This window comes from Methylomonas paludis (assembly GCF_018734325.1).
GTDB lineage: Bacteria > Pseudomonadota > Gammaproteobacteria > Methylococcales > Methylomonadaceae > Methylomonas > Methylomonas paludis.
In genome coordinates, this window is sequence record NZ_CP073754.1 from 2,534,350 (window position 1) to 2,547,230 (window position 12,881).

Consider the following 12,881-nt stretch of genomic DNA (forward strand, 5'->3'; position numbering starts at 1 on the left):
CCGCCATTATCACATAGTCGCCGCCTGTGAAACAGCGTTATAGTGAAGTTTTACCCTGACTTAAAGCCGTTAAACCGCCAGCGATAACACAAACATACAACCAATATGAGGGATTTGATGCATAATATGGAATATTTTTACCCAGCATGAACCTGCCTGCCCAGCTTATGGGTAACGAGAGACTAACTACTATTTTTGATGGCTAGAAGACCCCGAAAAACGACTCCGACAATCCGCCGCCGAAAAACCCAATCCCATTTTGCCTGGCTAAAGCATCTTATTCTTCCAGCAATTTTACTGGCCGGTTTTGGTTTATTTTCTTACGTGGGCTATCTGGATTACAGCGTCCGCGAACAATTCGAAGGTAAGCGCTGGTCTATCCCGGCCAGGGTTTATGCCAATCCTGTCGAGTTGTACACCGGCTATCCGTTTACCAGCAAAAATCTGGAAGACTTGCTGCTGCAATTGCATTACCGGCAAGACGATCAACTGAACGGGGAAGGCTCTTACCATATCAAAGGTGGCCAGATTAACATCCGCACCCGTGCTTTTAATTTTGGCGACACCTTGCAGAATAGCCAGAAAGTCAGCATCAATTTTTCTGGCGGCGCCATCTCCAGCATGTTGAATGCCGAAAACGGCACTGATTTGGCCATTTTGCGCATGGACCCAATCCAGATCGGCAGTTTTTACCCTACCCGCAAGGAAGACCGGATTCTGATCAAGCTGGATGAGACGCCGCAGCAATTGCTGCAAGGCCTGTTTTCTACTGAAGACCGGGATTTTTACAAGCATTTTGGCTTATCGCCCAAAGGGATTATTCGCGCCATCTGGGCTAATATCAAAGCCGGCGGCATGGTTCAGGGCGGCAGCACCATCACCCAGCAATTGGTGAAAAATTTTTTCCTGACTTCAGAACGCAGCTTGACTCGCAAAGTCAACGAAGCACTGATGTCCTTCATTCTGGAATATCGCTACAGTAAAGACGAAATTCTGGAAGCTTATTTAAACGAAATTTTTCTGGGCCAGGATGGCGCCAGCGCAGTGCACGGCTTTGGGCTGGCCAGTGAATTCTATTTTGGCCAATCCCTGAAAAACCTGTCATTACCGCAAACCGCAACACTGGTGGCGCTGGTGCGCGGGCCGTCGTTTTATGATCCGCGCAAAAACCCGGAACGGGCCTTGGAGCGGCGTAATATGGTGCTGGACTCCATGCAGGAAGAAGGTTATCTGACGGTTCAGCAAGCCGCCGAAGCCAAACACGAAGCACTGAATGTGGCAGCGGTTACCCATCGTTCCGCTAATCGCTATCCGGATTTCATTGATCTGGTAAAACGCCAGTTAAAACAGGAATACAAGGAAGAAGACCTGACTTCCGAAGGCTTGCGCATCGTTACTACCCTGGACACCCGGGTTCAGGATACCCTGGAAGCGGCCATAGCCACCAAATTGAAGCAACTGGAAAAAAGCCCGAAAAGCGATGACCTGGAAAGTGCGGCCATTGTTACCCGCCGCGACAGCGGTGAAATTGTGGCATTGGCGGGTGGCCGGAATGCTGCCTCTACCGGCTTTAACCGGGCCCTGGATGCCGTGCGGCCGATCGGTTCCTTGATCAAACCGGTGGTTTATCTGACCGCATTGGAATATCCGGATCGTTACACCATCACCACTCCGGTCAGCGATAGCGAAATGGAGATTGAAGCCGAACCCGGTAAACTCTGGTCGCCTAAAAATTACGATAACCATGAGCATGGGGTGGTGGCTGTGCATACCGCACTGGCCAACTCTTACAATCTGGCCACCGTGCGCATCGGCATGGATATCGGTTTGGGCCGGATTGCTAATACCCTGAAAAACATGGGTATCAACAGACCAGTGGATCAATATCCATCGCTGTTATTGGGTGCTTCACCGTTAACCCCGCTGGAAGTGACACAAATGTATCAAACCCTGGCCGGCGATGGTTTTGCCACGCCATTACGCTCAATACGCGCGGTCAACGATGCCAACGGCAAGGCTTTGCAAAGTTATCCGTTTACCGTACGTCAAGCCGTCGATCCTGCCGCTACTTTTATCACCAATACCATCATGCAGGAAGTGATGCGTTCCGGCACCGGCCATTCGGCATACAACTATATGCCTGCCGATATGGCTCTGGTCGGTAAAACCGGCACCACCAATCAATTACGGGACAGCTGGTTTGCCGGCTTTAGCGGCGATTATCTATCGGTGGTTTGGGTTGGCCGCGATGATAACAAACCCACCGGCCATACCGGCGGCAGCGGTGCTTTGCAAATCTGGGCAGAAATGATGCGGCAAATCTCGAAAAAACCGGTGTCACTGGTTCCACCCGACAATGTGGAAATGAAATGGGTAGATGCCAGCTCCGGTCTGCTGAGCGGCGAAAACTGTCCCGGCGCTGTGCTGTATCCGTATGTCGAAGGCTCTGGACCCAACCAATACGGGGATTGCGCACCCGATGATAAAAACTCCCTGCTTAATAACCTGAATCCATTTTAATGAATTTAATCAAACTTGTTTGCTTGCTGGTAACTGTTTTATTCAGCAATCATGCCGGTGCCGAAGCAGCACCATTGGCACAATTAAAAGCCTTTCTGCATGCCAGCGCCAGCTTTGCCGCCGACTTTCAGCAAGTCAGCCTGGATAAATCCGGCCATCCGGCCCTGACCAGTTACGGCAAGTTTTATCTGAGCCGGCCCGGCAAATTCCGCTGGAATTATCAAAAACCCTTTGTGCAGGATATTGTTTCCAACGGCGGCAAAGTCTGGTTTTATGATGCCGATCTGGCTCAGGTGACCGTAAAAAAACTCGACGACTCGCTAGGCTCCACCCCGGCTCTGCTGCTGACCGGCCAGGTTGATCTGGAAGAAAAATTCCGTCTGGACGAACAAGGTAAGGATGAAGAACTGAACTGGATCCGTTTATCGCCCAAAGACGAAGAAAGCGGCTTTAAGTACATCATGATAGGCCTGAGCGGCGGCCAATTGGCCGGCATGGAACTGAGTGACAATTTTGGTCAGTTGACCAGAGTGTATTTTTCCAACATCCAGATTAATCCCAAATTAGACGCCGATCTGTTTGAGTTTACGCCGCCTAAGGGGGCGGATGTGTTTGGGAATTAGATTTAACGGTTCAGGTTTAATCTGCGTGTTACCAGAATAAGATCAAGCCTAACCGTGACCACATAGGCGACCATACAACTCTCCTTACATCCGGCGCAATACGGGGGCCTATCACCTATTGACGCCCTATGGATTGCGGGTTATCGTGTTAAACAACCCCAAGCACCCATCAGCGAAGTTATTTTTAGCTTAATTCAACACATCTGAACTAGTACAGCTTGATTTTGATAGGGCAATTCAGCTCTCGTTGATTGGCTTTGCGGGCCGAGATAATACGGATAATTCATGTCTTGGCGTGTAAACAACGACAAATAAGCGTTGTTCGATTTTACCCATCAATTGATACCGATTTTCACCATAGGAATGACGGTTATCAGCCTGCACAATTCAATCGGGGTCGAAAAATGCCCGTGCTGCATAGGCGAAACCGAACCCTCGCTCACGAAAGCAGGCTTCGCTTTTGACATCATTCCATTCAAAATTCATTTCATGAATATAGTTCATTGGCCTACTTTAGGCAACTATTTGCCATCTTAAGCCTGTAACAATGCAAATCAGGTTTTATCTTTTGCTATTTGCTTGTCAATCGCATATTAGAATGAGTACGGAGATAAACAGTCATTTTTTGAAAATCAATATGTTAGTGCAACGCAAAATGGGCAGATAATCAAAATGGCTGTTTGAATACAAAGAAACTTGGTTATTTTCACAGCATTTGATAGGGGTTTCGCGTTGCTCTACCCAGCCCTAGCAGAGGGAGCTTATCGCTCCCTTTTTCTGTAAAAAGCCCGAACTTTTACAAATTAGATCCCAGGCTAACTCAGGATTCAGGCGCAGTTCATTTACCAGACTCCGCCGGAGCCGGCAGGTTTTTTTGATCGGCTAATATCAGTACAAAGTCACTGGCTTCGCGGATGGTTTTTTCCATGACATTAATCAGGCGGCTGATGTCGATGCCGATATCAACAAACTCCTGACGCAATGCGGCGATGGCGTGGGCATTGAGGTTGTGTTTTAAAAACAGCACTTGATCCTGAAAGTCGGCCAGTACCGGCTGCATGCGGGTTTCCGCCAATTGCAGGGCTTTGATTAAACGCTGGTATTGCAAACGGGATTTTTTCAGCTGTTGCTGGCTGCGGGCGCGCAGGGTGCGATTGCTGTATAGCTGTAATTCGGCTTCCCATTCGGTAAACAATGCTTCGCTGACTTGCTCGATGGCCTGAATGCGCAAACTGACTTGATCGGCTTTGCTGCGGCATAATTCGTAGCGGCTTTTCAGCAGTTGATAACGCTGCTCCAACGGGCTGTCTTTTATTTTGACGACGATTTTGAATTTATCCAGGGCATCGACAAATTGGTCGCGGCAATCCTGGAGGCTATGACAGGCCTGATTAACCTGGCTGACCACGATATCGCGCTTGTGATGACCCAGCAAGGACTCACGACTTTGATAATAAACGCGTTGCAAACGCTTGTTGAACACGGACAGAATAAAGTTAATCATGTGCTAGATAAAATCGTCGTGATGAATAATGCGCAGCGGACAGTTAAGACTGGCCGCAAACCCGGCAAAAGCCGCATCCACAATACCGTAACGCTGTAAATCCGGCAATCCGGCATGGAGGTCTGGACGTACTGACTTAACCAGTATCAATTCATCGGCCTGAATAACAGTAGCTGCCCAGGCTGCCAGACTGTCGGAGCTGACGTCCCAGCTGGCGGCAATACCGGCTTTATCCAAGTCCGCTGCTTGCGGCGACCAGATATGAACCCCAGCCGCCGGCAGCTCTGCCAAACTGGTCTGAATGCTGAACTCCGGCTGCAAGGCTTGATATAAGATGGCCATTTGCTGCATGGCTAAAATGGCCATGTAATGGGCACTGCTATCGTTAAACCGGTAACGCAGTTGGACGATGCGCACTTGTTCAGCAAATTCGCCGCCGCCCGGCACCAGCAAAGTAGCTTGCGGCGTCGCGGCCAGACGCTGTAAACAAGTTTCCAGCCCACCGCTGCTGATTAAACTGCCACCCAGTTTTACCACCCGCATCAGACTTTAAACCGGGCCAGTAATTGCAATAATGCGGCGGCTTTGTCGAAACATTCCTGATATTCCGCATCCAGTTGCGAATCATAGGTAATGCCGCCACCAGCCCAAAAGCGGATGCTATGCTGGTTATACACCAAGGTACGGATGGCGATATTGGTGTCCATATTGCCATCAAAGCCGATATAACCAATCGCACCACAGTAGACACCACGCCGGTGTGGTTCCAGCTCTTCGATAATTTCCATGGCCCTGATTTTAGGTGCGCCGGTGATGGAGCCGCCGGGAAAACAGCTGCGTAATAAGTCTACGGCTTGCTGATCGGGCGCCAGAACTCCGGTAATGGTACTCACCAAATGATGGACGGTGGCAAAACTTTCTACTGCAAACAGTTCCGGTACCTGTACCGTGCCTTCCCGGCAGCTTTTGCCGATATCGTTACGCAGCAAGTCGACTATCATCAGGTTTTCGGCCCGGTCTTTTTCACTGGCCGCCAATGCCTGAATTTGGGCCTGATCTTCACTGGCTGAGGCTTTGCGGGGCCGGGTACCCTTGATTGGTTTGGTTTCGACCTGTCCGTTCCGCACTTGTAAAAAGCGTTCCGGCGAAGAACTTAAAATCTGCACATCGGCCAGATTCAGATAAGCACTGAAAGGTGCGGCATTGATTTGGCGCAATACTTGGTAGGCAACCCAGGCATCACCCTGGCAGGGACTGACAAAGCGCTGGGTGAGATTAACCTGATAGCAATCGCCGGCGGCAAGATAGGCTTTAATTTTATTAAAAGCGCCGGCGTAAGCGGTTTTATCCATATTCGCGCTCGGCTCAGCCAGTACCTGGAAATCAGCTAGCGGTGGCTGGGCCGGGTGACTAAACTCTTCAAGCAGCTCGGCCAGCCGCGATGGCGTCAGGTCGTAAGCCACCAGCCAGCTCTGTTTGAGCTGATGATCGACGATAACAGCCCATTGGTAAATACCAATCGCCATATCGGCGATACCTTCACTTTGACTGGCCAGTTCCGGCAGTTTTTCGATACGTCTGGCCAAATCATAACCGAAATATCCGATGGCTCCGCCGTTAAAGGGTAACTCGGCAATCGCCGGCCTGGGTGGACCCAGATGTTGTTTAAGCAGTTGAAACGGATCTGCCAGACTATGAGTAATCACGCCCTGATTGTCTATCAAGGTCAGCTCGGCATAAGTCTGCAGGGTGCAGACCGGGCCATATGCCAGAATATCGAACCGCCCCTGCTGACTGAGCGGGTGCGCGCTATCCAAAAAGACGGCCCAGGGCCGGTTTGCCAAAGGAGCAAAGATTAAGGCGCTATCCTCAAAATAAGGCAACGCGTGTGTTACGACATTATCTAAAGACATCAAATGCTGGGTAAGCGGCGAATTAAAGCAGGAAGCTGCCAGGACGGAAGTGCTAATTTTATACCAGCCACCGCTATTAGCAAAACTGACCGCCAAGATATGCCACGGCAACCGCTGGGGCGCAGTCACCGGCATCTATCTGGGCCGATAGCGCCGGACTTTTAAAAAGCTGATTAAAATCACGATAAATCAGGCCCTGCTCCGCAGCAATCTCTTGTAATAAAAACCGGCCAACTCCGGCGCCACATAATTCTGCGACTCCGGTTTGGCTGCTGCGCTGTAATTGTTGAGCACAGGATTGCCAAATCAATTGCTTCTGGCGGTTTTTTAAGGTTAAGGCAAATGCCTGCCACAGCGGCCAATCGCTTTGACTGAACTCGTATCCGGTCAGGCGTGATAAGCGCCGGGCACTGGCCTGCAGGGTTTTTTCAGCGCCATCGGCGGTATCGGCCTGATCATGGGCTTCATCCAGATCACCGCAGACCCGATAAACATCGGCCATGGTGGCAAAATATTCGGTCATTAAGCCCATGTTCTGACCATTAAATTCCGCCTGCTGGGCAACAGCCATTACTGCGCTGCGAATCACACCGGTATAGAGCAGTTCGCCTGATACCAGACGCTGATAATCACTATAGCCTTTTACCTGCAATTGCTGATTTTCGATTAAAACGATATCGGTGGTGGTGCTGCCGGTATCGACAAACAAGCCGAATTGGCAAGCTTTGGCTGCCAATTCGGCACTGGCCAGCCAATTAACTGAGGCTATGGCCATATAATGACTGGGCTGAATTTCGGCAGGACTTAAAAAGCCAAATTGACTGGCGTAAATCCAGATTTGCTGCTGGGATAAATGCTGCTGCATGACGCGGATGATGGTGTCCACGCCTTCAACCCTGCTGTTAAAACAGTCTGCCAATTCGCCGGTCATGGTGATGAAATGGCTGTAACTGCCTGCCGGCAGGGTCAGCAGATAACTTGCCACCGCCGAATGCAGATAACCGATGCCTTTCCAGAGTGGGCAGGCCAGTTGGGTAACATGCAGCACTTCAGCCGCTGGATTAAGGCAGGCGGCTTTGACATGGGCGCCACCGATATCCCAGCCGATAATATATTTTTCCATGCGCTCTTTACAGATTGATATTGACGGATCGCTGACGGCTTAAGGCCATATCCGGATTATGCTGCAATAAAGCCAGTACCTGGGCGGCCGGATTAATAGCGGTAGCCTGATGAATACCGGCATACGACGTGGTTAGTCTGGGGTTGATTTCCAGCACTAACAGGCCATGCCGGCCAGTTTCAAGCAGGTCGATGCCGATGTACCCCCATAAATCAGGTATGGCAGCAGCTATCTGCGCCAGCAGCCTGGTATAGACTTGCTGATAGTCACTGGCAATATTGACCTGACAGGCTTGCAGTATAAACTGTTTTTGTTTGATTATGACCTGCTGACGGTTGACAGATAATAACCAGGCCTGACCGTTTTTGAACAGGGCCGAAAGGCTAAGTGCAGCACCTTGCAGATAAGGCTGGATGATGTAGTTCTGATCGGCATACTGACGGCTTTGCGCAACCAAATCCAGCTGGGTGTCTATTAGTGTTGCCCCCTGACAGCCCAAGCCATCCCGGGGCTTTATCACCACCGGAAGTGGCGGCAGTGCCGATACTGTATCGAACAATGCCGTGTCTACAACAGGAATTCCGGCGGCAGCCAAACACTGATAAGTGGCGTATTTGTCGGCACACAGGTTTATGGCTGAGGGTGAAGACAGCAGCAGAATTTTCTGTTGGGCCAGACATGATTCGGCCAAGCGGCTAAGCAAACCATCGCTTTCCGGGGCCACCGGCCACATTGCATCACATCGGGTGATCAGTTCCGGCAGGCATTGCCACAGGGTCTGATCAGCCGTGATAGTGACGATTTCTGTTCGGGCCGGTAGCCATAAATCCCGGCAGCGGCTATCCAAGGGCAGTAGAATATCAATATCGGTCAGATCGGCTAAATCATCCAGCAATGCCTGGAGCATGGCCCTACCCTCTCTGGCCAATGAGGCTGGCAGTTTCTGACCGGCCAAACCACCACCGCAGATATATTCGAATACCAGGATTTTCAAGCTTTTACACCTTTATGCAAATTATTCCAGTGATTGATTTAAAAGACGGTGTGGTGGTACATGCCGTACGCGGGGAACGCAGTCATTATCAGCCTATTCAGCATCATTCAAAATTATGCGCCGGTAGTACGCTAGCCGAAGTGATGGAAGGTTTTTTACAGTTATCTGCGTTTCAAACCTTTTATATCGCCGATTTGAATGCTATCAGCGGCCAGGGCCATCATCAGCCTTTAATTACTGAGTTGTTAAGCCAGTATCCCGGCATCGAATTCTGGGTGGATAACGGTAGTCAATTAAAGGGCCTGAACGTTGCTGATCCGGCTAATTATACAACGGTGATCGGCACTGAATCACAGCTATACGCACCTTTTAAATGTACAGCAGATTTTATTTTGTCGCTGGATTACCAGCGTCAGCAGGCCAGCGGTCATGCAGGCTGGTTTGAGCAGGCGGAATTCTGGCCGGAACGACTGATAGTGATGACTTTAAATCGGGTGGGCAGTCAGGACGGGCCGGATTTTGCCAAATTGGCGGAATTTACGGCGGCTTATCCGGAAAAACAGTTTATTGCTGCAGGTGGGGTACGCCACTACCAAGACTTGCAGGTTTTGGCTGGAAATGGGGTCAAGGCGGCTTTGCTGGCAACCGCTTTACATAGCGGTGCAATCACTCAATTTGATTTTTAGCGGTACGGCTGAGCTGGCCTGTTGCTAAATGCCAGACAAAAAAATACCCCAGCATGCCGGGGTATTTTTAACATCCTTAACTACTAACGAATTAAACGTTGTTAGGAGCAAATGGGTGTTTAGCGGTACCTTTAGCTGCCAATACTTCTTTAGCAGTTGGGGTGCCAGCAACAGCGCGAGCAAGTGCTTCTCTGGTTGCTTTGTAGTTGAATTCTTCGATTTTTGCATCGTCTTCAGCCAACCAGTGGATGAAAACACCAACAGAAATGAACAAGTCATCAGCTTCTTCGACAGGGATAGTACCGTCTTCTACAGAATCAGCTACCGCTTGGGCAACAGCACGTTGTGCTGGGCCAAACATTTGAACTGCTTGTTTTGCACCTTTGATGGTAACTTTGTTGAACAGGATGGTTGCAGGTTTAACCAACAGGTTAGGAGCAACAACAGCCAACAGAGTTGAGAAACCGTCTTTATTGTTGGTCAGCGCGTTTGCAAATGCTGATTCAGCAGCAGAACCGCGTGGGCCAATGATTAAATCGATGTGTGCAATTTCGTTACCGTCGCCAACTAAAGATTCGCCTACGCGTAAGTTTGTAATTTTTGCCATGTTAAATGTATCCCCTTAAAGATGATTGAATCAAGTATGAGATAGGTCATGTCTCATCATTGAATTTTGCGAAAATCCGTCCCTCTATGGCGGAGCGGTATTGATTGTATCCAGAGACTCCCTCAGAGATACCGCCAATACTGTCGCTACCGTCATGTCAGCAGTTGTCCCCGGATTGATTTTTTTGGCTTTCAAAGCCTTGTCTATACTTTTCAGTTTTGACCAGACTTGCTCAAGCTTATGTGCCTGTCTTATATCATCACAGAGTGGCAATATTTGCGACTGCACCCAATCGGTATACTGCTTTCCATATTTTCGCTCAATATGACTATCGGGAAACCGAGCCAGCATTTCACAATAGACAGCCAATGCAGCCCAGCCCGAATCATCAGACAAAACGAAAGCACGATTATACTCTAAAATTGAAAATTCAAAAATATCTTTATATTTATAGGCGTATTGGTAAGCAATTCTATCCCGGTCGCCGGCAAGCGCCATTGCTTGTCTTAAATCAACTTCGGCAGCCTGATTGACATCCTGCCGGGCTGCCTCTCCCAAACCACCAGGCGCCGCCAGGCGTATGGCCTTAAATACCCATTCGGCATCGGTGATACTGGTGTTATCCAATACCTCGCTTAAGGCCTGCTGTAAGCTTTGCCCAGGCCGGCACAAGTAAGCAGCCTGGAGTAAAGGCGCACATAACAGCACGATGCCCAGATTGGTATTACAAGCCACTGCTGCGCGGGTAGCTTTAACTGCGTAATAGATTTTTTCACCCAGACTGTATTCAGGCCTGGTGATGGGCTCGGCACTGACCTCTGCACTGGTTCTGAAATCGGCGACAGTCATGTCGTGGCCGGCACTATAGATACTGACATTGCCGGGTTTAAAGGCTTGCAGTTCGATTTCGCAAGCCTGCCGGTAAGCTTCGGCCAATTGTGTCTGAGTCAGCATGACGGCTGCATGAGTCTGTCCAGCAAGTCATTGACCAAACTGGCGGCTATATCAATTTGGCACACGCTTTGTAAGCCTTTCCAGGCCGGCACACTGTTAACTTCAATAATCTGATAGCGGCCTGCGGCATCGCGAATAATATCAACCCCGGCATAATCCATTTGCAGGGCGGCGGTAGCCTGTATGGCTAATTCGCTGATTTCATTATCCAGGATGATGGTTTCACAAGAGGCGCCGCGTGCCACATTGTTCAGCCAGGAAATGCCACGCCTGCGCATGGCTGCAACTGCATGACCGTTGATAACAAATACCCGCACATCAGAATAACCATCACCATCACATTCAATAAAACGTTGCAGATAATAGATACCGTGACTACTGGTCAGCCAGAGTAAATCGGTGGATTTTTCAATGCGGCGAATGCCCTCGCCTTGTGAACCGAACAAGGGTTTGCTGATCAGATAATGCCCGGCAGCCAATTCCTGTCCGGCAATGGCTAATGCCTGCTCCCGGTCACGCAATACCCAGGTTTGCGGCGTTGGTAAGCCATTGTGCTGTAATAGAAAACTGGTCATGCCCTTATCCACGCTGAGTTCTATGGCCCGGCCATGATTATAGACCGGAATGCCCAGCATTTTCAGGGTATGGAGTATATCCAGATAAAACACCACTTCTTCCAATGAGCCGCCGGGCACACCGCGCACGAATACCGCATTCGGCAGGCGGTCGGCAAAACCGGGCAAATAAACCGGCAGACAGGCGTTATCCAACTGCAAACGGCATTCGGTTAAGGAGACATAGCTGGCATGATGACCTCGCGCGGCAAAGGCCAAGCATAATTGCTTGCCATGCCAGCCGGGATCGTCGGTAAAAATGGCAATATGTGACAAGGGATTCTGCTAATTAAAAGCTGTATGACACCAAGCCGCCCGGATAGACCCGGACAGCTTGAGTAAGACGATGGGAGGATTTAAAGACCGAAAGACTTATCCAGCAATTGATTATCCAGTTTGCCGGCTCGATAGCTTTTGCCGGAATCAACCGCAGTGACAATCACACTGGCCGGACTAAACAACATGGCGTCGACTTTGAAAAAGTCGTATTCATAGGCTTTAAAGATTTCCGCAAACGGTTTACCGTAATCTTTTGAGGTTGAACTGGGTAAGGTATTGGCCAGTTGTTCGGCTTCGGCATCACTGCCTTTGACAAACAAATGCACTTGACCGGCAAACAGGATGGCATCATTGGTGCGACCCATGGCTTTGACAAAATTCGGGTGTGGCGGACAAATAGGCGCACTGCCGGAACCGTCAATGATGTTTTCCAGTGGGAAATGCAAAGCATGGGCTTTATGTAAAGCCACTTCCAGTACTCGGCCAACCACTTGTACACCACCGGCCAAGCTGCTGGTAGGCGTTACAATAATGGTCAATTTATCCGCTGTCACTCCACAGGCTGTTGCCACTTTTTCTACAATTTCCAGCGGCGGCACAGCATCGTTTTCGATCACCAGCGCGGTTTGCGCAGCGCTATCGCGGTAATCAAGTTCTTTGTATAACTCTTCTACCGGCTCCACAAGACCTTCTCTCAGCTTGGTAGCCAGCGCTCGGGCCGGGCCGGAACCCAGGGCATAATATTTACCGTGCGACAAACTCCAACCGGCATATTGGCTGCCCAGACAGGACAGGACCGGATTACTGGTATGCACATTAATCGTTAGCGGCCAGTTTTGGGTGTAACTACTTTGCGAAATTGCGGCAGTACCCAGGCCGCCCATACAGATCTCGGTAATGATACGTCCGGCTTCCAGGCCGCCCGGTACCGTGATGCCGGCATCGATAATGGTGGCGCCATTTTCCAGTTTTGTGACAGCCAGTCTCAGCTTATCGGCATGATCCAGCAAATATTGCACCAGAGGTTGGGTAAGTTGATTGACACTAGCCTGATATTCCATGAT

At 49.9% G+C, this 12,881-nt stretch carries 12 protein-coding genes; 3 read left to right on the plus strand and 9 right to left on the minus strand.

Features of this window, described 5'->3' with window-relative positions; translation table 11 throughout:
- The first annotated feature begins 198 nt into the window (after positions 1-198).
- Positions 199-2,520, plus strand: coding sequence for a penicillin-binding protein 1B (mrcB, locus tag KEF85_RS11410; protein WP_215580665.1), 2,322 nt, complete (start codon positions 199-201; stop codon positions 2,518-2,520).
- Positions 2,520-3,143, plus strand: coding sequence for an outer membrane lipoprotein periplasmic chaperone LolA (lolA, locus tag KEF85_RS11415; RefSeq protein WP_215580667.1), 624 nt, complete (start codon positions 2,520-2,522; stop codon positions 3,141-3,143). Before mrcB ends, lolA begins: the two co-directional genes overlap by 1 nt.
- A gap of 838 nt (positions 3,144-3,981) precedes the next feature.
- Here lolA and KEF85_RS11425 read toward each other — a convergent pair.
- The 5 genes from KEF85_RS11425 to KEF85_RS11445 all read right to left on the minus strand — a co-directional run bounded on the left by KEF85_RS11425 (position 3,982) and on the right by KEF85_RS11445 (position 8,677).
- Positions 3,982-4,647, minus strand: a complete 666-nt coding sequence (locus KEF85_RS11425) for a DUF2959 domain-containing protein (RefSeq protein ID WP_215580671.1) — start codon at positions 4,645-4,647, stop codon at positions 3,982-3,984.
- 3 nt (positions 4,648-4,650) lie between these two features.
- Positions 4,651-5,190, minus strand: a complete 540-nt coding sequence (locus KEF85_RS11430; protein WP_215580673.1) for an amino acid kinase family protein — start codon at positions 5,188-5,190, stop codon at positions 4,651-4,653.
- Complete coding sequence (gene pabB / locus KEF85_RS11435) at positions 5,190-6,560, minus strand: aminodeoxychorismate synthase component I (RefSeq protein ID WP_215580675.1); 1,371 nt, start codon at positions 6,558-6,560, stop codon at positions 5,190-5,192. Before pabB ends, KEF85_RS11430 begins: the two co-directional genes overlap by 1 nt.
- A gap of 76 nt (positions 6,561-6,636) precedes the next feature.
- Positions 6,637-7,683, minus strand: coding sequence for a hydantoinase/oxoprolinase family protein (locus tag KEF85_RS11440; protein WP_215580677.1), 1,047 nt, complete (start codon positions 7,681-7,683; stop codon positions 6,637-6,639).
- Positions 7,684-7,690: 7 nt separating this feature from the next.
- Complete coding sequence (locus tag KEF85_RS11445) at positions 7,691-8,677, minus strand: ATP-grasp domain-containing protein (protein ID WP_215580679.1); 987 nt, start codon at positions 8,675-8,677, stop codon at positions 7,691-7,693.
- A gap of 14 nt (positions 8,678-8,691) precedes the next feature.
- On the opposite strand from KEF85_RS11445, the gene KEF85_RS11450 reads away from it, so the two are divergent.
- Positions 8,692-9,363 carry a HisA/HisF-related TIM barrel protein gene (locus tag KEF85_RS11450; protein WP_215580681.1) on the plus strand — a complete coding sequence of 224 codons (672 nt, stop codon included), beginning with the start codon at positions 8,692-8,694 and terminating at the stop codon, positions 9,361-9,363.
- 91 nt (positions 9,364-9,454) lie between these two features.
- Here the strand turns inward: KEF85_RS11450 and fae are convergent, their stop codons facing one another.
- From fae to mch, 4 genes are all read right to left on the minus strand, one after another.
- On the minus strand, positions 9,455-9,970 hold the full coding sequence (gene fae, locus KEF85_RS11455; protein ID WP_215580683.1) for a formaldehyde-activating enzyme: 516 nt from the start codon (positions 9,968-9,970) through the stop codon (positions 9,455-9,457).
- Between the two features lie 84 nt (positions 9,971-10,054).
- Positions 10,055-10,924, minus strand: coding sequence for a triphosphoribosyl-dephospho-CoA synthase (locus KEF85_RS11460; protein WP_215580685.1), 870 nt, complete (start codon positions 10,922-10,924; stop codon positions 10,055-10,057).
- Entirely contained in the window at positions 10,918-11,814 is an 897-nt protein-coding gene (locus KEF85_RS11465; RefSeq protein WP_215580687.1) for an ATP-grasp domain-containing protein, read from the minus strand. Before KEF85_RS11465 ends, KEF85_RS11460 begins: the two co-directional genes overlap by 7 nt.
- 80 nt (positions 11,815-11,894) lie before the next feature.
- The gene (gene mch / locus KEF85_RS11470) at positions 11,895-12,878 is read right to left on the minus strand and encodes a methenyltetrahydromethanopterin cyclohydrolase (RefSeq protein WP_215580689.1); all 984 of its coding nucleotides are present in this window, start codon (positions 12,876-12,878) and stop codon (positions 11,895-11,897) included.
- Positions 12,879-12,881: the final 3 nt, after the last annotated feature.

Bases quoted from the DNA above. Each gene is read 5' to 3' on its own strand.
- KEF85_RS11425 (WP_215580671.1), bottom strand. From the start codon at position 4,647: ATGATTAACTTTATTCTGTCCGTGTTCAACAAGCGTTTGCAACGCGTT.
- pabB (WP_215580675.1), bottom strand. From the start codon at position 6,560: ATGTCTTTAGATAATGTCGTAACACACGCGTTGCCTTATTTTGAGGAT.
- fae (WP_215580683.1), bottom strand. From the start codon at position 9,970: ATGGCAAAAATTACAAACTTACGCGTAGGCGAATCTTTAGTTGGCGAC.
- lolA (WP_215580667.1), top strand. From the start codon at position 2,520: ATGAATTTAATCAAACTTGTTTGCTTGCTGGTAACTGTTTTATTCAGC.
- KEF85_RS11440 (WP_215580677.1), bottom strand. From the start codon at position 7,683: ATGGAAAAATATATTATCGGCTGGGATATCGGTGGCGCCCATGTCAAA.
- KEF85_RS11430 (WP_215580673.1), bottom strand. From the start codon at position 5,190: ATGCGGGTGGTAAAACTGGGTGGCAGTTTAATCAGCAGCGGTGGGCTG.
- mrcB (WP_215580665.1), top strand. From the start codon at position 199: ATGGCTAGAAGACCCCGAAAAACGACTCCGACAATCCGCCGCCGAAAA.
- KEF85_RS11460 (WP_215580685.1), bottom strand. From the start codon at position 10,924: ATGCTGACTCAGACACAATTGGCCGAAGCTTACCGGCAGGCTTGCGAA.
- mch (WP_215580689.1), bottom strand. From the start codon at position 12,878: ATGGAATATCAGGCTAGTGTCAATCAACTTACCCAACCTCTGGTGCAA.
- KEF85_RS11450 (WP_215580681.1), top strand. From the start codon at position 8,692: ATGCAAATTATTCCAGTGATTGATTTAAAAGACGGTGTGGTGGTACAT.